General features: G+C 76.6%; 14 protein-coding genes. 3 read left to right on the top strand and 11 right to left on the bottom strand.

Features of this window, described 5'->3' with window-relative positions; all coding sequences use genetic code 11:
* Positions 1-53 precede the first annotated feature (53 nt).
* The 3 genes from DEH69_RS08565 (at position 54) to DEH69_RS08555 (ending at position 4,862) form a co-directional block, all read left to right on the top strand.
* On the top strand, positions 54-1,397 hold the full coding sequence (locus DEH69_RS08565) for a pyridoxal-dependent decarboxylase, exosortase A system-associated (RefSeq protein WP_113686297.1): 1,344 nt from the start codon (positions 54-56) through the stop codon (positions 1,395-1,397).
* A gap of 82 nt (positions 1,398-1,479) precedes the next feature.
* A complete protein-coding gene (locus tag DEH69_RS08560) occupies positions 1,480-3,921 on the top strand; it encodes an AfsR/SARP family transcriptional regulator (RefSeq protein ID WP_113686296.1) in 2,442 nt (813 codons plus the stop codon).
* Positions 3,918-4,862, top strand: a complete 945-nt coding sequence (locus DEH69_RS08555; protein WP_113686295.1) for a TIGR03564 family F420-dependent LLM class oxidoreductase — start codon at positions 3,918-3,920, stop codon at positions 4,860-4,862. Before DEH69_RS08560 ends, DEH69_RS08555 begins: the two co-directional genes overlap by 4 nt.
* Before the next feature lie 51 nt (positions 4,863-4,913).
* On the opposite strand, the gene DEH69_RS08550 is transcribed toward DEH69_RS08555, so the two are convergent.
* The 11 genes from DEH69_RS08550 to DEH69_RS08505 all read right to left on the bottom strand — a co-directional run bounded on the left by DEH69_RS08550 (position 4,914) and on the right by DEH69_RS08505 (position 19,181).
* Positions 4,914-7,853 (bottom strand): AAA family ATPase, encoded by a 2,940-nt coding sequence (locus DEH69_RS08550; RefSeq protein WP_113686294.1) that lies wholly within the window; start codon positions 7,851-7,853, stop codon positions 4,914-4,916.
* Positions 7,854-7,931: 78 nt separating this feature from the next.
* Complete coding sequence (locus tag DEH69_RS08545; RefSeq protein WP_113686293.1) at positions 7,932-8,201, bottom strand: hypothetical protein; 270 nt, start codon at positions 8,199-8,201, stop codon at positions 7,932-7,934.
* Complete coding sequence (locus DEH69_RS08540; RefSeq protein ID WP_113686292.1) at positions 8,198-11,377, bottom strand: type 2 lanthipeptide synthetase LanM family protein; 3,180 nt, start codon at positions 11,375-11,377, stop codon at positions 8,198-8,200. Before DEH69_RS08540 ends, DEH69_RS08545 begins: the two co-directional genes overlap by 4 nt.
* A gap of 45 nt (positions 11,378-11,422) precedes the next feature.
* Positions 11,423-12,169 (bottom strand): 4'-phosphopantetheinyl transferase superfamily protein, encoded by a 747-nt coding sequence (locus DEH69_RS31360; RefSeq protein WP_181727325.1) that lies wholly within the window; start codon positions 12,167-12,169, stop codon positions 11,423-11,425.
* Complete coding sequence (locus DEH69_RS08530; protein ID WP_181727324.1) at positions 12,166-15,465, bottom strand: S41 family peptidase; 3,300 nt, start codon at positions 15,463-15,465, stop codon at positions 12,166-12,168. The genes DEH69_RS31360 and DEH69_RS08530 overlap by 4 nt, the downstream gene beginning before the upstream one ends.
* Positions 15,462-16,046 carry a GNAT family N-acetyltransferase gene (locus DEH69_RS31355; RefSeq protein WP_181727323.1) on the bottom strand — a complete coding sequence of 195 codons (585 nt, stop codon included), beginning with the start codon at positions 16,044-16,046 and terminating at the stop codon, positions 15,462-15,464. Before DEH69_RS31355 ends, DEH69_RS08530 begins: the two co-directional genes overlap by 4 nt.
* The gene (locus tag DEH69_RS08525; protein ID WP_113686290.1) at positions 16,034-16,483 is read right to left on the bottom strand and encodes a hypothetical protein; all 450 of its coding nucleotides are present in this window, start codon (positions 16,481-16,483) and stop codon (positions 16,034-16,036) included. The genes DEH69_RS31355 and DEH69_RS08525 overlap by 13 nt, the downstream gene beginning before the upstream one ends.
* On the bottom strand, positions 16,476-16,934 hold the full coding sequence (locus DEH69_RS08520; RefSeq protein ID WP_113686289.1) for a hypothetical protein: 459 nt from the start codon (positions 16,932-16,934) through the stop codon (positions 16,476-16,478). Before DEH69_RS08520 ends, DEH69_RS08525 begins: the two co-directional genes overlap by 8 nt.
* A complete protein-coding gene (locus DEH69_RS08515; RefSeq protein ID WP_113686288.1) occupies positions 16,931-17,434 on the bottom strand; it encodes a hypothetical protein in 504 nt (167 codons plus the stop codon). Before DEH69_RS08515 ends, DEH69_RS08520 begins: the two co-directional genes overlap by 4 nt.
* The gene (locus tag DEH69_RS08510; RefSeq protein ID WP_113686287.1) at positions 17,431-18,591 is read right to left on the bottom strand and encodes an acyl-CoA dehydrogenase family protein; all 1,161 of its coding nucleotides are present in this window, start codon (positions 18,589-18,591) and stop codon (positions 17,431-17,433) included. Before DEH69_RS08510 ends, DEH69_RS08515 begins: the two co-directional genes overlap by 4 nt.
* Complete coding sequence (locus DEH69_RS08505) at positions 18,588-19,181, bottom strand: acyl-CoA dehydrogenase family protein (protein ID WP_113686286.1); 594 nt, start codon at positions 19,179-19,181, stop codon at positions 18,588-18,590. Before DEH69_RS08505 ends, DEH69_RS08510 begins: the two co-directional genes overlap by 4 nt.
* Between the last annotated feature and the right edge of the window lie 60 nt (positions 19,182-19,241).

The raw sequence follows: 19,241 nt of genomic DNA, 5'->3' as shown, positions 1-19,241 counted from the left end.
GCGCTCAGGGTGGGTGCTCAGGGCGAGCTTCGAGGCGAGCAGAGGTTGTTGCGATGGCGAACACACACGTGCGGGAGACGGCCTTTCCCGGCCATAGGGAAGGGAACGCGGGCGCCGATCCGGCGGGCAAGAATCCGGCGGGCAAGAATCCGGCGGGCGCGATTCCCGCGGACGGGAATATCACGGTCGGCGGAATATCCGCGCGCGTGCTCGCGGCCCGCGTCGGGAGCACGCCGTTCTTCGCCTACGACCGCGAACGGATCACCCGGCGCGTCGCCGACGTGCGCGCCGCGCTGCCGCGTGACGTCGAGCTGAGCTACGCCGTCAAGGCCAACCCCATGCCCGCCGTCCTGCACCACATGGCCGCGCTCGTCGACGGCTTCGACGTCGCCTCGGGCGGTGAGCTGCGCCACGCCCTCGACACCCCGGTGCCGCCCGAGCGGGTGAGCTTCGCCGGACCGGGCAAGACCACGGCCGAGCTGACCCAGGCGGTGGCCGCCGGCGTCACCGTCGAGCTGGAGTCACGCAACGAGCTGGCGCGGGTGCGTGACGTGGCCGAACGGCTCGGGCTGCGCGCCCGGGTGGCGCTGCGGGTGAACCCCGACTTCACCGTCAAGGGCGCCGGGATGCGCCTCGGCGGCGGCGCCCAGCAGTTCGGGATCGACGCCGAACGCGTGCCCGAGGTGCTGGCCGAACTCGCCGCCGCGGGGCTCGACTTCCTCGGCTTCCATGTCTTCGCGGGCTCCCAGAACCTTCGGGCCGACAGCGTGTCAGAGGCCCAACGCCGCACCGTGGACCTGGCGTTGCGGCTGGCCGAAGCCGCGCCCGGCCCGTTGCGCTATCTCAACCTCGGCGGCGGCTTCGGCATCCCCTACGCGCCGAGGGACCAGCCGCTCGACCTGGCCGAGGTGGGCGAGAACCTGGCCGAGCTGATGGCCACCCGCGTGCGCCCCCAACTGCCGGACGCCCGCGTGGTGATCGAGCTCGGCCGCTACCTGGTCGGCGAGGCGGGCGTGTATGTGACCCGGGTGATCGACCGCAAGGAGTCGCGCGGCACCACGTTCCTCGTGGTGGACGGCGGCCTGCACCACCAGCTCGCGGCCTCGGGCAACTTCGGCCAGGTCATCCGCCGCAACTACCCGCTCGCGGTCGCCGACCGCGCCACCGACCGCGCCACCACCGCAGGCCGCGCCGCCGCCGATCGGGAGGCGGCCCCCGAGACCGTCACGGTCGTCGGCTGCCTGTGCACGCCGCTCGACCTGCTCGGCGACCGGGTGGACCTGCCGAGGGCGGAGATCGGCGACCTCATCGCGATCTTCCAGGCGGGCGCGTACGGCCTGACGGCCAGCCCGACCGCGTTCCTCGGCCATCCGGCGCCGGTCGAGGTGCTCGTCTGACGGCCACGAAACCCATGGCGCGGCGCCTCCGCTGGCGCCCCGCCAGCGACCCCAGGGGGAAGCAGTGCGGACTCTCGACCTCATGACCGACCAGAGCCAGGGCCAGAGCCAGGGCCAGAGCCAGGGCCAGGACCGGGGCCCCGCGGCGCACGCCACCTACCGCGCGCCCGCGCCCGCCCCGCCTGGCGACCTCGCCGCCGCCCCGTGCTTCCGCGTGCTCGGGCTGATGCAGGTGCACGGCAGGGAGCAGGTGCTGGTGACCGCGCGCCGCCAGCAAGTGGTGCTCGCCCTGCTGCTGTTGAACGCGGGCAGGCTGGTGTCGCTCGAAGGGCTGGTGGACGCCCTGTGGGGCGCGGGCCCGCCCGCGACCGCCCGCGCTCAGGTGCAGACGGCCGTCTCCGCCCTGCGGCGGCTGCTCGACCGGGCGGGCCTGGGGGAGCGCATCCGCACGCGTGGCGTCGGCTATGTCATCGAGGTGGACCGCGACGAGCTGGACCTGACCGTCTTCGAGGACCTGGTGACCCGCGGCAGGGCCGCGCTGGCCGCGGGGGCGCCCCACCTCGCCAGGCGCGCGCTGCGGGAAGCCCTCGCGCTGTGGCGGGGCGAGCCGATGGCGGGCGTCGACAGCCCGGTGGTGCGCGACCACGCGGTGCGCGCCGCCGAGCGGCGGATCGAGGCCGTCGAGGACTGCGCCGAGGCCGAGCTGCGCCTGGGCCTGCACCGCGAGGTGGCCGTCGACCTGGCCGCGATGGTCGCCGAACACCCCCTGCGGGAACGGTTCGTGGGCCAGCTCATGACCGCGCTCCACCGCGGTGGCCGCCGCGTCGAGGCGCTGGCCGCCTACCGTTCGCTGCGCGCCACGCTGGTGGCCGAGCTGGGTCTTGAACCCGGGCCCGAGCTGCGCCGCCTCCACCAGGACATCCTGACGGGGAGGGCCGACCCCGGCCCGCGCGAGCCCGTTCCCCCGCCTCCGGGCGGCGCGAGACCCGTGCCGCGCATGCTGCCCGCGCGCACGGCGCCCTTCACCGGACGCGCCGACGTGCTCGCGGCGCTGCGGGCGCGGCTGCTCGCCGACCCCGGCTCGGGCGCCGCCGGGGTCGCGGTGATCACGGGGCGCGGCGGCGTCGGCAAGTCGGCGCTGGCCCTGGAGGCCGCGCACGCCCTGGCGCCCGAGTTCCCCGACGGGCAGCTCTACGCGGGGCTCGCCGACCGCGGCGAGCGCGCGGGGCGAGCGGGCCGCGCCGATGACATCGCGGACGTGCTGGAGAGCTTTCTGTGGGCGCTGGGGTTCGCCGCCGCCGAGATCCCCGCCGACCTGGAGGGGCGCGCGGCCCTCTACCGCAGCGCGCTCGCCGGGCGCCGGGTGCTCACCGTGATCGAGGACGCCGCGGACGAGGCGCAGATCAGGCCGCTGGTGCCGGGGGCCTCGCACTGCCGTCTGATCGTGACGACCCGCGCGAGGACCGCGGCGCCGCCCGGGTCCGCCCGTTACGAGCTCGACGTGCTCGACACCCGGGGCGCCATCGAGCTGCTCTCCGCCCTGCTCGGGCCCGAACGGGTCGGCGCCGAGCCGCGTGAGGCCCGCGAACTGGCCGCGCTGTGCGGGGGGTTGCAGCTCGCGCTGGCCGGGGCGGCGGCGCGCCTTGCCGCGCGCCCGCACTGGACGCTGGCCGACCTGGTGGCGGGCCTGCGCGACGAGCGGACCCGGCTCGATCACCTCGGCCACCACGGCATCGACGTGCGCGCGAGCCTGCGCCGCGGCTATGAGACGCTGCCGCCCGCGGCCAGGCGCCTGTTCGGCAGGCTGGGCCTGCTGGAGACCGGCACCTGCGCCGCGTGGCTCGCCGCCCCGCTGCTCGACGACGAACCCCGCACCGCGGCCGAGGCGTTGGAGACCCTGGTCGACGCGCGCCTGGTGGACGTCGTGGGCGGCACGGGCGCCGCCGCCCGCTATCGCGTCCACCCGCTGGCCCGCCTCCTGGCGCGCGAGCTGCTGGCCGCGAACGAGCCGCCCGAGGAGCGAAGGGCCGCGCTGCGCCGGGTGTTCGGGGCGTGGCTGCACCTGGCCGACGAGGCCGCGGCGCGCCGCGGCGGCCCGCGCCCGCCCCGCGGGCCCGCCGCCCGCTGGCCGCTGGCCGCGCCCGTCGTGGAGGCGGTCCTCGCCGGTCCTGGCGACCGGTGGGCGGCCGAGCGAACGGCCCTGCTCGCCGCCGTCCGCCAGGCCGCCGCGGTCGGCGAGGCCGCCCACAGCTGGGGCCTGGCGGTCGCCGCCGCTGGCCCAGGCGGTGAGCAGGCCCGCACGGCCGAATGGCGCGAGGCGGGCGCGTGCGCCCTGCGGGCCGCGCTGCGCGCCGGGGACCGGGCGGGCGAGGCCGCCCTGCGCCACCTGCTCGCGGCCAGGGCGGCGTTCGACGACGCCGACCGCGGGGCCACGGCCCGGCAGTCCAGGACCCGCGCACGACCCGAAACGCGCCGCGCCCCCGCGGGCCAACCGGCGCTCACACGAAGGGAACACACCGCATGACCATCGGAGTCGCGCTCCCCGCTGGAGACGTCGTCTGGCACGGCAACGCCGTCGACCAGCTCGTCGGCCAGGCGCGCCAGGCCGCCGACGCGGGCCTGACGTCGGTCTGGTTCAGCCAGCTGTTCCAGCACGACGCGATCACGCTCGCCGCGATCGCGGGCCGCGAGGTGCCGGGGATCACGGTGGGCACCCATGTCGTCCCGCTCTACCCGCGCCACCCCCTGACGCTGGCGTCGCACGCGCAGACCGCGCAGGCGGCCACCGGCGGGCGGTTCGTCCTCGGCGTCGGCACGGGCGTGCGTGATCTGCTCGAACCCGCCTATGGCACCCCGTATCCGCCGCCGATCCGGCATCTGCGCGAGTCGTTGACCGTGCTGCGGCAGGCGCTCGCGGGTGAACGGCCGCTGCTCGAAGGGCGCACCGTCACCGCGCGGCCCCCCCTGCCCACCGCCGTCGCGGGCGGCGCCGGGGCCCCGCTGCTGGTCGCGGCGATGGGTCCGCAGGCGCTTGCCGTCACCGGCGAACTGGCCGATGGCACCCTGCCGTTCCTCGCCGGGCCGCGCACGCTGGCCGAGCGGATCGTGCCCGTGGTCACCGCGGCCGCGGCCGGGGCGGCGCGGCCCGTGCCCAGGATCGTGGCGGCGGTGCCCGCCGTGGTGACCGACGACGTCGACGTGGTGCGCCAGATCGCCGCCGTGCACCTCAGCGCCTACGCCACCGTTCCCTCCTACCGGCAGGTGCTGGCCGCCGAGGGCGCCACGCACCCCGTCGAACTCGCCCTGATCGGCGACGAGCACACCGTCGCCGCGGGCATCCGCCGCTACTTCGACGCGGGGGCGACGGAGGTGGTGCTGACCCAGACGGGCCTGCGCTCGCCCCGCGAACGCGAACGCACCTGGCACCTGGCGGGCCGCCTCGCCTCCCGCACGTCGGTCGGGTGACGGCGGGTCAACACCGTGACGGCGGATCAAGGACCGCGCCCTTCAGGCCCCTCAGGCCCCCTCGGGGCTCTTCGAGGTCGCCAGGGACGCGGACAGGTCGCACAGGGCGTCCCTGTTGTCCTGGAACGTCTTGGCTATCAGGCTCGCCACGTGCTTCTCCGCCGTGCGCGGCGAGATGTGCAGGCGGCGGGCGATGTCCTTGTTGCTCGGGCGGTCGGCGAGCAGCTGGAACACCTCGTACTCGCGGACCGTCACCCCCTGGGCGCGCAGCTGGAGCGGGATGCGGTCGCTGCCGTCGCGGTACTGGCGGACCGAGGCGCCCATCTGGCGCAGCAGCGCGCGGCAGGCGCCCGCCACGGTGGGCACGGACGCCCGCTGGAAGTAGTGCTCGGCCCTGCGCAGCCAGTCCACGGGCTCGCCCCAGCCCGCCTCGTGCGCCTCCTCGCCCAGGAGCCGCAGCCCGAGGTGGAGCGCCAACGGGTGCGGCGCCGCGAGCTCCTGCGCCTCGCGGGCCGTGGCCAGCGCCTCGTCGTGGCGGCCCTCGCGGCCGAGCAGCGCGGCGTGCGCGAGGAGCACAAAGTGCCGGTTCCAGCGCATGCGGCCCGCCGCGGTGTCCACGACCGCCTCGTACTGGGCGCGCCCCGCCGCCCCGCCGAGGACGTCGAGGAACAGACCGAGGCCGTGCCGCCCCGCCAGGTGGAAGACGCTGGGGCTCTTCTCCTCCAACGCCGAGAGCGCGCCCAGCTCCTGGAGCGCCCGCGCCCTGTCCTCCTCAAGTAGAGAGCAGAACACCTGGGCGAGCCCGACCGCCAGCGGCTCCTCGGGCGAGCCGCTGCCGTCCCAGCGTTCGAACTCGGCCAGCTCGCGCTCCATCGCCGCGCGGTCAGCCCGGTGGGCCGCCGCCGTCGCCTTGGCCATCAGCACATAGCGGGCCACCGAGCCCAGCCGCAGCCTGGCGGCCGTGGCCAGGCACTCGTCGCTCAGCCGCGCCCCGTCGGCCTGCCGCCCGCCCAGGACGGCGTGCAGGTAGAGGATGCCGTCGGTGATGTGGACGACCGTGATCGCGCCGACCCGCTGCGCCTCGGCCCGCACGGCCTCAAGGCCCTCGGTCGAGCCGTCGGCGAGCCAGCGGTCGCCGCCGATCCGCGACATGGCGTAGATCCGGTGGATGGGGAGGTTGTGCCGCTCGGCGATGCGCAGCGCCTGCCGTGAGTAGGCGGTGGCCTCGTCCAGGTCGCGCTCCCTGGCCAGGATGCCGCGCAGCTGCCATGCCTCGCAGGCCACCGCGGGCAGGCCGTGCGCCTCGGCCGCCTCGATGGCGCGGCGGGCCAGCTTCTCGGCGTACCTGGTGCGTTCGGGCCCGGGGGTGTCCACGGCCAGATACGCCTCGGTCACGTCGACGGACGCCGTGTGCGACCCTTCGGCCTCGCCGCCCAGCTGCGCGCGGGCCAGCGCGATCTGGGCGTTGCCGTCGGCCCAGCGGCCCGCCAGGTGCGCGGCCTTGGCGAGCTTGGTGTGCAGGGCGGCCACCCGGGGCGCGCCGAGGCCCGAGCGGACCAGCTCGCCCGGGCGTTCGGTCAGGCTGAAGGCGCGCTCGAAGTCCCCGGCCTCGGCGAGCGCGGGGATCAGGTGCTCCAACGCCTCGGCGCGCGCGGTGAGATCGGACCCCGAGGCGAGCAGCCGCTCGGCGCGGTCGAGCAGGGTGATGGCCGAGCCGACGGCGCCCCCGGCCAGCGCCCTGCGGCCCGCCGTCGCGAACAGCCGCCCCGCCCTGGCGTCGTCGCCCGCGGCGGCGCGCAGCTCGGCGGCCAGCGGGCACCAGGAGCCGGGCAGCTCGGGGTGCAGCGCCTCGATCGCGTCGGCCGCCTGCTCGGAGAGCGCGGCCCGGCTAACGGGGGTGAGCTGCGCGAGCATCGACTCGACGGTGAGCGGGTGCCGGAACGCGTACCAGTCGGGGGCCGGTTCGTCGGGGACGACCAGCTGTGCGGCGACCCCGGCGTGCAGATGGCTGAGCAGGCTGTGGTCGTCGATCCCGGTCATCCGTTGGAGGACCGAGAGGGAGAAGCGCCGCCCCAGCACGGAGGCGGCGGACAGCAGCCGCATCCCCTGGGGCCCGAGCCGGTCGATGCGGCGCACCGTGCCCCACAGCAGGGCGCTCGAGACGTCGCTGCGCAGGTCGCCGTCGGCGCGCCAGCCGCTCTCGGACCGCACGAGCGACCCGTTGCCGATCATGCCCTGGAGCAACTCCTCGACGAGGAAGGGGTTTCCGACGCTGTCGTTCCACAGGCGCTCAAGGGCTTCCTCGGGGACCTCGTCGGGGGGGACCCGCAGGCAGTCGCCCACCATGCGCGCGACATCGTCGCGGCTGAGCAGCGGGAGCCTGAGCAGGGTGCTGGCCCGGCGCCGCGCGGTGGCGCGCGCCAGGTCCATCGCGGGGCACTCCTCGGCCCTGACGGTGCCGAGCAGCATGACGGGCAGGCCGTCGACGTTGTCGATGAGGTATTCGAGTACGGCGAGCGTCTCGGTGTCGGCGTCGTGCAGGTCCTCCATGACGAGGAGGTTCGCGCGGTCCCTGCCGAGGGCGGTCAGCAGGCGCAGCAGCGCCTCGCCGAGGACCACCATGGAGCTGCCCTCGCGGTGGCCCTCGGCGAGGTCGGGGATGAGGCGGCCGAGCACGGGCCGGTAGGGCCCGAGGTGGGGGTCGGCCAGCACATCGGCGACGTCGCCGCCGCGGAAGAGGGGCATCAACGCCTCGCTCAGCGGACGCAGCGGCACCACGGGCCCGATGGTGCCGCTGCGTCCGCGCAGGACGCGCATGCGCTGGTCGACGGCGATCCCCGCGGCCTCGGCGGCGAGCCTCGACTTGCCGATGCCGCCCTCGCCCACCAGGAATACGGCGCTGCCGCGTCCCCGCCGGGTCTGGCTCAACAGGCCGGTGAGGCGTGCGACTTCGCCGTCACGACCGATGACGCGGGCGACATGGACAGGCATGGTGCTGGATCGTAGCGCCTGACCGTGACGGGAAGACGAAGCTTCGCGACCGCCGTGGTCCTCAGATGGCCGCGGTCGTCAGATGATGGACACCGAGGTGTCCCCGCCGCCGATGCTGCCGAGCCCGGCGATGATGCCGCTGCCCAGCGTCAGCCCGGCGAGGACGCGCACGCCCGCGCCGAGGCGGTTGCGGCCCGAGAGCTTGATCCGGCCCGCCGGGTCGGCGTTCTCGGGGCTCTCGGCGTTCTCTGGGTTCTCTGGGTTCTCGGCCCGGCCCGTGGGGTCGAAGGCCGCGGTGGTGTCGGTGGGGTGGGTCATGGTGGTCTCGTTCGACTCCGGCTGCGTCATGAGGATGGCATCCATTTCTGCGAGGAGGTGGGGCGGACGGGACGTGAGTGGGGGGCGGGGGAGCGGTGCGGTCCTGGCTCCAGGAGCAGCACCGAGGGAACGGTGCCGGGGAACCCGAGCCGCAGCAGGGAGTAGCCGATGCCCGACAGGCCGGTGAGCAGCCCGGGGGAGGGCAGATGGCCAGGCGTTCCGCAGCGGTGGCCGTGTCGGCCGAGCGAGCCGAGCACGGCGGCGGCGCGCCTGGTGTACCCCGCGGCCGCGGGCTCGTGGCCCGCGGTGGCGAGGGCGGCGAGTGCCTCGAGGGTGCCGAGTTCGCCGTGGCAGGGGCTGAGGTCGGCTCGTGGGGGCCGTCGGGTGAGGAGCCCTGTGAGGGTGCCCACGTGCTCCTGGGCGTTCGGGCGCTGGGCCGTGCCGCCGTCGGCGGCGGCCAGGAGCACCCCGGCCGCGCCTTCGCACCAGCCGGTCGCGGGCTCGTCGGCCGCGTCGGCGGCCGCTGCGTCGGCGAGCGCCGTGCCGAGCAGCGCCGAGCCCGCGGCCCCGGCCGCCCGGTCGGGCGCGTGGCGCGCCAGGGCCCAGCCGACCCCGGCGTCGCCGTGCGCGAACCCCGGGCCTGCGGCGGCTCGTTGGGGCTCGGCGGCGGAGCGCGCCAGGCGCGCGGCGAGGTCGGCGGCCAGCTCGGCGGCGCTCGGCAGGCCGTGCTCCGCGTGCACGGCACCGGCCGCGGCCAGCGCCCCGGCGAGCCCCGCGGTCACGCCGCGCGGCGCGTCGGGGGCGGTCGCGGCGAGCGCGAGCGCGTCGACGGCCGAGGGCAGCGCGCCGCGCGCGTCGTCGCCGAGCAGCGTGGCGAGGCGGGCCGTCGCCCAGCAGATGCCGCCAAGACCGTGGAAGGCGCCGGGGCCCACGGCGCGGCCCAACTCGGGCTCGGCGGCCAGGGAGGCGATCAGCCCGGGGAGCGCGGTGAGCGCCTTCGCGGCGAGGTCGGTGTAACGGCTCGCCCCGGTCAACGCGCCCAGCTGGGCGAGGAAGAGGGCGACGCCGCAGTAGCCCTGGCCGAGCCCCGCGCCCATCGGCAGCACGGTCCAGTGGAGGTCGTTGACGAGTTCGAGGCCGAGCCAGTTGGCGCGGTCGGGGCCGTGGATGGCGCGGCCCACGATCTCGTCGGCGATGCCGCAGGCCGCGGCGAGGAAGCGCTCGGGCTCGGGCGCGACGGCCGGTGCCTGGGGCAGGGCGGCGGCGGCCCCGCGGTGGGGCGGGCCCGCGCCCTGGCGCCCGGTGGCGAGCGTCGCGGAGATGATCCACTCCTGGCCGTGCCGGTCCACCTCGCCCATCGCGGCGATCTTCCTGCGCACCGCGGCGAGGCTCGGCTCGGCGAGCAGCCCCGGCAGGCGTTGGCCCTCGGAGGTGCGCACCTCCGTGCCGGACGGGCGGTGGAAGAAGATGGGGATGTCGCCCGCCCACAGGTCGAGGATCTCCGCCTCGATGAGCGCCTGCCTGACCGGGTCGCCCGCCGAGTCCGTCCACAGCACGGAGAACACCGCGTCCCTCGCCAGGGCGTCGCGCAGCACCTCGGGGTGGGTGGACTCGTCGAGCAGCGTGGCGTAGAGGCGGGAGGCGCGCGCGATCAGGCGGCCAGGCTCGTCGTCCTGGCCGGTCAACAGGCCCCCTGGGCCGATCAGTTCGTCGCGGTGGGCGACGATCGCGTCGTACGCGGCGCGGAAGCCGGTGAGCAGGGCGGCCTCGAAGTCGGCGGGCGAGGCGGTCGCGCCGCCGGGCAGCGGGCGGTTCTGGCTGCCCTCGAACGGGACGCCGCCGCGCACCAGGCGCATCCGGTCGGTGCCCGCGCCGTCCCAGGTGACGCCCTCGCGGGTGCCGCCTGGCCGCCCGCCGACCGCGGAGATGTCAAGCGCGCCGTGCTCGCCGATCAGCAACTGCGGCAGGACGCACGTGCGGTGGACGGAGTCGGCCAGGGCCTCGGCCGCGGGGTCGGGCCCGGTGATGGCGGCCTCGGGGATCGTCGGGTGCAGCAGCGTCTCGGCGTCGACGGGGACGGGCTGGTCGCCGCACGCGATGAGGTTCTCGAAGTGCAGGTCGGTGGCGTCCACGGCGTGCAGGAGCGCCATCAGCCCGCCCTGCCTGCGGTGGAAGCGCGCGACCTCGGCCGTCGTGCGGCACGGGCGGTGCTCGATGAACTCGATCCAGCCATACCCCTGGCCCGCGACCGAGAGCGGGGTGCGGGCGCCGAGCCCCGGCACCTTGGCGTCGAGCCAGGCCGTCAGCCGTTCGAGCAGCCGGTGCTGGCCGAGGGAGCGCGGCTTGGCGAGCACGGCGCGCCCGTCGGCGAACCGCAGGACCGCCGCGGACCTGCCGCGCTGGTGCGGGTCGCCGCGGCCGTGCTCGACGCCTGTGAGCGCGCCGGGGTCGCGCCCGCCGAGCAGCTCGGCGACGATCACGGCGCGGTCGGCGGCGAACCGGGTCAGCAGCTCGGCCGTGGCCGCGACGGCGCCGAGGCACGTCTGCGCCAGCAGCCGGGCGAGCACGGGATAGCGGGCGAACAGGGCCTTCAGGCCGCGCCCCGTCGCGAGCCGCGCCACGAAGTCGTCGAACCGCTCGCGCGGCCCCTCGCCGTCCAGCCGACCCGCGGCGCGGGACCGGTCGAGCTCGAGGACCAGCGTGCGCGCGGCCTGTTCGGCGAGCCGGACGGCGATCCACTCGCCGGTCCCCGCGCACACCGCGGCCGAGTCGACGGCCCAGCCCGGCAGTTGGCGCGTCCGCTCGGCCAACTCGCGCTCGGCCGCGTCGCTCAGCGGGCGCACAACGGGCACGAACACCCGTGCGTCATCGGGGCGTTCGGCGAGCCCGGGCCTTTCGCGCCGCTCGTGCGCCAGGGCGCGTTCGACGAACGCCGCCCATGGCGGCCTGGGCGCGCGCCCGCCGAGCCGTTCGGGCGGCTCGGCGCGCAGCGCCGCGACGGCGCCCTCGTCGAGCCCGAGGCGGGCGAGGCGGGCGGCGAACCCGCCGCGGCTCAAGGCCGCCAGGTCGTCCTCACCCGTGGGCGCGGCGCCGCCCGGCGGCGGGTCGGGCGCGGCCAGGCGCTCCCCCAGGGTGAGCCCGGGGGCCCACCACCAGGGGGCCAGGGCCGCGTCCTGCGGCCGGTCGGGGACGGCGAGTCGGGTCACGCGGAAAAGCCTGGCAGAGGCGGGCCGTTCGGGGATGGGTAACCACTACCCGGATTCTGCCGCCGCCCTTCCCACCGCCCGGCTCGGCGCGGGCGCGTCGGGCAGCGCGAACCTGCGCAGCGCCCCGAGCGGCGCCGTGGTCGCCAGGGCGGCGACATGGCCCGCGGGCGCGGAGAGGCTGTGCAGGAGAACGGGCCCAGCGGGCCAGCGGGGAACGCCGTGCGCCGCGACCGCGGGCCCGCGGACGTCGAGGCCGCGCGGCGCGGCCCGCAGCCCGAGGCCCGTCAGCTTCATCGCGGCCTCCTTGCGCGTCCACGCGGTCAGCAGCCACGCGTCCCGCTCGGCCTGCGGCAGCCCGGCCCACCGCGCGCGCTCGCCCGCGGTCAGCGCCGCCCCTGCGAGCCCTTCCGCGTCGGGCACGGCGGCCAGGTCCTCGATGTCCACGCCCACAAGGCCGCCGCTGGTGACCGCGATCAGCAGCCAGCGTTCGGTGTGCGAGACCGAGTAGTCGAGCCCGGCCCGTGCCGCCCCAACGAACCGGGGGCGGCCATGCGCGGCCCCCGCGCACGCCTGGCAGGAGCGGTCGGTGCGCACCGCCTCGGGCGGCACGCCCAAGTAGCGGGAGCCGACGAGCCGTTGGGCGCCCCTCGACGTGACGAACACCTCGCCCGCCGGGGTGCCGCCGAGGCGGTCGGCCCGCTCGCGCTCCGCCCGGTCGAGCAGCGCCAGCCATCCGGCGCGCGGCCGCACGGGCGCGAGCCAGAGGTGGCACTCGCCAGGCGCCGGGATCACCGCGGCGGCCCTGGGGGCGGCGGCGTGGCCAACGCGGGCGCGGGCGCGGCGCGTTCGACGCCGGTCCACCCCCGGTCCGAGGGCGCGCGGTCGGCCTCGTCCAGCCGGGCCAGCAACAGCTCGACGGCGGCGGTCAGTTGGGCGTCGGGCGCGGCGGGGGCGCCCAGGCGCGGCGGCTGGTCCACGCACAGGTCGGGCTCGACGCCCCGGTTCTCCAGCAGGTCGCCCACGCCGTCGAGGTGGAAGCGGAACTCCGGCTGGGTGGTGACCGTTCCGTCGACCAGCACATGGCGCGGCCAGGTGGCGATCACCCCGCCCCAGGTGCGCCTGCCGACGACGGGCCCGAGGCCGAGGGCGCGGAAGCGGTGGGCGAAGATCTCGCCGTCCGACCCGGTGTGCTCGTTGACCAGCGCCGCCATGGGCCCGCCCGGCGCCTCGGCGGGGTAGCGGCTCACGCCGTTCCACCGCCCGCGCTGGGTGCCGCCGCCGCGGCGCGCGAGCCGGTCGAGCAGGAGCGGCGACACATGGCCGCCGGAGTTGTAGCGCACGTCCACGATGAGCCCGTCGTGTTCGAGCGCGGCCAGGAAGCCGCGCACGAAGTCGCCATAGCCCGTGCCCATCATGTCGGGCACGTGCAGATAGCCGAGTCGGCCCCCCGAGGCGCGGCGCACCAGGGCGCGGTTCTCGCCGACCCAGTCAAGCAGGCGCGCCCTGGACTCGCTCGCGCACGCCCGCACGGTGACGCGGCGCGGCGTCCCTCTCCCGCGCACCACGGTCAGCTCGACCTCGCGATCGGCCTGGCCGACCAGGAGTTCGCCCGGCCCCGAGGGGCCGACGGGCTGGCCGCCCACCGCGACGACGGCGTCGCCAGGGGCGATGTCCGCGCCGAGGCGGTTGCAGGGCGAGGTCGCCATCGGGTTCCACGGGTCGCCGCGCAGGATCCGCCCGACCCTCCAGCGCGGCGTTCCCTCGCCACCGGGCGCGGCGTCCACGGCCCCGTCCACGCCGAGGTCCACGCCGAGGTCCACGCCGAGGTCCACGGTCCAGTCCACGCCGAGGAACCCCTGGGCGTGGGAGGGCCCCCTGGGGTGGTCGCCGCCCTGCTCATAGGCGTGCGACGTGGCCAGCTCGCCCTGCAACTCCCAGATCAGATCGGACAGTTCGGAGCGGCGGGAGACCAGCTTCGCCAGTGGCGCATAGCGCGCGTACATCGCGTCCCAGTCCACCCCGGCCATCCCGGCGTCCCAGAACGACTCGCGCTGGAGCCGCCACGCCTCGCGGAACATCTGCCGCCACTCCCCGGCCGGGTGCAGCGGCACCGTGATCCGGTCCAGGTCGACCCAGCCCGTCGCGGGCCCGGGCGGGGCGTCGGTGGCCGGGTACTCGGCGGCCACGCGCCCCGCGTCGTCGGCGGCCAGCACCCGCAGCCGGTCGGCGCGGCGGTACAGCAGCAGGTCGCCCGCGCGCGAGGCGACGATCTCGTCGAGCGGGCCGAGCCAGTGCTCGGTCACCTCGGACGTCGCCCACTCGACGAGGGTGACGACCCCCTCGGGCGCGGCCTCGGGCGCCTCGGGGTCGGGCGCGGCGACCGGCACGGACAGCAGCAGCGCCCGGCCCGGCAGCCCGACGACCCCGGCGTAGCGGCCCTCGGGCACGGGCAGCGGGACGACCCGGTCCTCGATGCCTTCGAGGTCGATCTCCACGGGCGCCGCCTCGTCGCCGTCCGCCACCGCGGGCCCCGGCAGCGGGGGACCGGTGCGGAACGGCGAGGGGTCGCCCGCGCGCAGCGCCACCAGATAGGGCCTGCTGCCGAACGGGAACCCCATGTCGAAGCGCACCTGGTCGTACTCGGGGCTGGGGTCGCGCTGCCCGATGAAGTACAGGAACCGCCCGCCCGGGTCGAACGCGGGCCTGCTGTCGCGCAGCACGGGATCGGTGACGGAGAACGCTCTCCCGGTCACCGCGTCCGCCACCTTGATCGCGGAGTGGTGGGGCCCGTGCGGGTAGGTGTAGGCGAGCCAGCGGCCGTCGGGCGACCACGCCAGGTCGGCGATCCGGTCGAACGCGCCGGTGTCGAGCGGCCTTGGCTCGGGCGACGCGGCGTCGGCGTCGACGACCCACAGGCGCTGCCTGCTGGTGGCGAACGCGACAAGGCCGGAGGCGGGCGACGCGGCCAGCTCCGTCACGCAGCCGAGGTCGCGGCCGACCAGCTCGGTCTCCGCCTCGCCGCCGTCGGCGGACAGCAACACCAGCCGCTCGCCCGGCCGTTCGTCACCGGCCACGGCGACGAGGCGGGCGCCGTCGTGGAGCCAGTCGAGCAGCCGGTAGCGGACCCCTTCCGTCCTGCCATGCCGCCGCACCGGGCCCGACCAGGGCGGCATGGTGAACGCCTGGCCGCGCGCCGCCACGGCGAGCGTGGCGCCGTCGGGGCTGAGCCTGGCGGACTCCAGGTAGGCGCCCGCGGGCACGAACCTGCGCGCCGCGCCCGCGCGGGTGGCGGGCAGCGACACACCGATCGGCAGGGGCCCGCCGTCGGCCGGGTCGAGCAGATGGAGCCGCGCCCCCGCCTGGTACACCAACCGCCGCCCGTCGCCCGCCAGATGGCGCGCGTAGTGCTCGCGGTGGTCGGTGTGGCGGGTCAGCCCGGTGCCGTCGGGGCGGCAGGAGAAGACGTTCGCCACGCCCTCGTGGTCGCTGAGAAAGAAGACCCGCTCGCCGACCCAGCACGGGCAGGCGACGTTACCCGGCAGCTCCAACAGCGGCGTCAGCGGCCCGCCTTCGCGCGGCCCCACCCACAACTCCCCGGCGCAGCCTCCTCGGTAGCGCTTCCAGCGCGCCGGGTCCCCGGTGTTGCGGCCGACGACCACGCCGCCCCCGGGGCCGAACGCCACGGTGTCCGCGGGCCCTTGGGACAGGAGCCTGGGCGCGCCGCCCTCGGGGGCGATGGCGAACAGGCGGTAGCCGAAGCCCGTGGGCCGCTCCGCGGTGCTCGCATAGACGACCTCCCCGGTGCGCGGGTGCCAGCCGACCGGGGCGCAGCGGGCGCCCTGGAACGTCAGCCGCCGCGCGGGGCCGCCAGCCGCTGGCATCACATACAGCTCGGTGGGCCCGTCCTCGGCCCCGGTGAACGCGATCAGCAGGCCGTCGGGCGAGAGCCGCGGGCGGGCCGCCTCGGCGCCCCCCGCGGTGAGCCGGGTGGCGGCCCCGCCCGCGGCCGGGACCGACCACAGGTCGTCCTCGCACGCGAACACGACGGTGTCGCCCTCGATCGTGGGGTGGTGCAGATAGCCGGTCACGGCAGCTCCCCGGTCCTGGCGCGGATGCGGTCGGCGAGCACGCGCCTGCGGGCGAGCTTCTGCGCCCGCTGCTCGCGCACGTCGTCGTCGGTGAGGGACCAGTAGCAGGCGGAACGCCACGCGCCGACCGTGTAGGAGTCGTAGTCGCAGCGCACCTGGCGGCTCTCGGCCATCGTGCGGGCGGACTGGAGCATGGTGTTGTGCTCGAGCACCTGGTTGACGATCACCCGCATGTTGAGCTCGGCCCTGATGTAGTCGTGCGCGGCCTGGACGCCGAGCGCGCCGGGGCCGCCGCGGTGGCGCGGCAGTACGCCGAAGGACAGCTCGCACGTCTGGTTGCGCCAGTCGATCGAGGTGATCCAGGCGAAGCCCATCACCTGGCCCTTGGGCCCGCACAGGGTGAAGATCCGCCGCTCGTCCTGGCGTTCGGCGATGGTGCGGCGCACGTCGGCGACCAGCTCGTCGTCGGACGCGGCCACCGCGAAGTCCGACAGGTTGGCCTGGAACCGCTCCTCGCGCAGCAGCTCAAGGCGCAGCGGGATGTCCTCGTCCGCGAAGTGCCTGACGGTCACGAAGGGCATGGCGCGGCCGCCTTTCCGAACCAGACGAGCACATCCACCGCGGCCCCCGCCCTGAAGCGGTGGTCGCGCAGCGCGCCGCGCTCCTCGAAGCCGCAGCGCCGCAGCGCCTCGACGGCGGGGGCGCCGCGTTCCGCCAACGCCACCCAGGACGTGGTGCGCCGATAGGTGACCAGGAAGCCCAACAGGGCGCGCAGCGCCGCCTCGTCGGCCGACGTGCTGGCGACATACGCCTGCCGCGGCTGGTGCGGGTTGGGCGCGGCGCCGAGCAGGGTGTCCCCGGCGCGGAAGACCTGGGCGTCGATGGCGGCGAGGCGGCGGGCCAGCAGCGCGTCGTTGTCCGTCACCGGGTCGACGCCGAGGAACCCGCGGGCCCCGTCCCCGGCCTCGCGCAGCCCGGCGGCGGCGGAGGCGGGGTCGAGCGGTGTGAGGTCAGTCATGGCGCAGCGCCCCCCAGATCTCGCGCTCGACGGCGCGTCCGCCCAGCCACAGGTGCTCGGGCACGGATGCCTCGCGGGTGAAGCCCGCGTCGGTCAGTGCGGTCGTCGGCGTGGGCGCCGCGGGCGTCACCCAGCCGTAGAGGCGGCGCAGGTTGAGCCGGTGGAAGCCATGGGCCACGGCCGCCTCAAGCAGCGCCTCGGCCGTGGTGGGGGCGTCGGGCGCGCGCCCGGTCTCGACGCGCGCGCTGCGGCCCACCCAGTCGATGTCGGCGTAGCGGACGAAGGCGCCGGGCGCGACGCACAGCTCGTCCCCTGGGCCCGAGGGGGGTGGCACGGCGGTCGGTTCGGCCAGCGCGGGCCAGCCGGGCAGCGGCAGGCCGAGCAGCTCGCCCGGCAGCCAGCGGCCCGTGAGCAGCGCCCTGTCGCCGTCGCGGTATCCGCGCAGTCTCATGACGCGGGGGTCCAGATCTGTGAGAAGAACACGAGTCCGTGGCGTTGCCCGTCCCGCGCGGTCACGCCGGTCAGGGTGCCCTCGCGGACGAGCCCGAGCCGCGCGGCGATCTCAAGGCCGCGGGCGTCGTACTCGCCGAAGCGGGTGGAGAGCCGCACGATCTCGTGCCGCCAGCGGGCCGCCCGCAGGATCTCCCGGTAGGCGTCGAGCCACCACGCGTCGGGCGCCGAGCCCTTCAGGCGCAGGGCGAGCAGGTAGTGGCAGCCGTGGTCCGCGCCCTCGGCGCTGAGGGCGTACAGGCCGGTGACGCGGCCGTCGGCGAGCAGCACCCTGGTGTCGTCGCCGATGAGCCGCCTGATCTCCCACGCGGGGCGGGTGTCGGGCTGGTCCGTGCGGTAGTGGAAGTCCGGCTCGGTGAAGAGGGCCAGCACCTCGTCGTCGTCCTCTTCGGTGTACGGGCGGCTCGACCAACTCGGCGGGCGGGGTTCGGCTTGTGTCATGTTCTCTCCTGGTGGGGTGCCCCGTGGGGCGCCCGCTGGGGCGTGGCCTCGGGCGCGATGGCGAGGCGCAGGATGCTGCTCGTGCCGTCCATGAACTCGAACGCGCACACGTCCCTGCACCACTTCTCCAGCAGCGGGTGCTCCACCAGCGAGCCCGGGGGCAGGGCCGCCTCGGCCCAGCGCCCGACCTCGACGGCCAGGGCGGCGGTGTGCAGCTTCGCGAGCGAGGGCGGGCGCCGGTCGTCGGGGCGCGCGTCGGACGCGGCGGCGAGGTCGTACAGCAGCTCGCGCGCGGCCGCGAGGCGCGCCGACACGGGCGCGTGGCCCGCCCACCCGGGGCGCAGCGCGCGCACCGCGTCCCGCAGCGCGAACGCGGACCCCAGCGCCTGCGCGGCGATCTGGAGCCGCACGACGCCGAACGCCCGGTTCGCGCCCCACAGTCCGCGCCGCGAGGCGGGCAGGTGGCGGCCGAGTATGGCATCGGGCGGCACGGGCACGCCGTCGAACGCCATCTCGCCCAGGCACGCGCCCCGAAGACCCAGCGTCTCCAGGGGCGCGCCGGTGAACCCGGGCGCGGGGCGGCGCAGCACGACGGCCCTCAGGGAGAGCGGGGTGGGCCCGGTGCGGGCCCAGACGACGCCGATGGTGCCGCGGGCGGCGTTGGCGACATAGCGCTTGGCGCCGTGCAGCCTGAAGCCGCCCTCGGGGTCGGGGTCGAGGCGGGTGCGCATCGCGGTGGCGTCGCTGCCGTGGTCGGGCTCGGTCATGCCGAAGAACGTCCAGGGCCGCTCGTTCGCCACCTCCTCGTAGAACGCCTTCTGCTGGTCCGCGTCGCCCAGCGCGTCCACGGTGAACCCCGCGAGCGAGGGCGCGGCGCACGCGTTGAGCGCGCCCGCGTCGCCGCGCGCCAGCTCGACGTTGGCGACCACGCGGGCCAGGCGGCTGTCGCCATAGGGCTCGGCCCAGGCGGGCACGGGGTGCGCGCGGAAGGGGCGGGGCGTGCCGATGACGCGCAGCAGCTCGAGGGCGGGCGAGGCGCGCAGCGGGGCGGTGTCGTGCGGGTCGGCGTCCACGGCCAGCGCGAGGCCGCGCAGCTCGGCGGCCAGCTCGCGGCTGCCATCGGCCAGCCGCCGCAGCTCGCCAGGCAGCTCGTTCAAGGTGAACCCTCCCTCGGTACCCAGCAGTTGGCGGTGAGCCTGGAGACGAACGCGGTGTGGGTCGCGCCCTCGCCCGCGTAGCCGGAGGCGCCGAGCAGCTTGGCGAGCTCCCAGTCGAGTGAGGTCAGCCGGTCGTGGGCGTCGGCCACCGCGGCGCCCACCGCCGCGGCGACCACGAGCGTGCGGCGGGTGGTCTCGACGGTGACCAGGGCGTCGGCGAGGGCGCCGCGCACCAACTGCTTGCGGATCAGGGGCTCGCCACCGGACTCGCGGGCGGCCAGGTGGGCGACCACCCGGTCCATCAGGCGCCGCGAGGTGCCCAGCCGCGCCGCGGCCAACCGGGCGCCGAGCGCGGTGAGTCGGCCTGACGGCAGCGCGCCGCCCGTGCCGGGGCGTACGAAGGCGACGCCCTCGCGCTCGGCCAGCGCGTGGGGCACCACGCGGGCGCCCCGCGGCACCGAGGCGCGGGGCAGCGCGGCCAGCCGCCCCGGGGCCGCGGCGGCCCCGGCTCCGTCGAGCGCGAGCGCGAGCCCGGCGGCGAGGCCGTCCTCGTGCCCGGCGCGCTCGCACTCCTCGATCGTGTCCCGCATCGTCCCTCCCCGCACTCCCCGCACTCCCTGCCCTCCCGAACTCCGGTGGCGCGCAGCGGC

It is taken from the genome of Streptomyces sp. PT12 (genome assembly GCF_003311645.1).
Taxonomy (GTDB): domain Bacteria; phylum Actinomycetota; class Actinomycetes; order Streptomycetales; family Streptomycetaceae; genus Streptomyces.
Note: the sequence above shows the minus strand (reverse complement) of the source record. Positions and strands in the feature narration are given on the sequence as shown.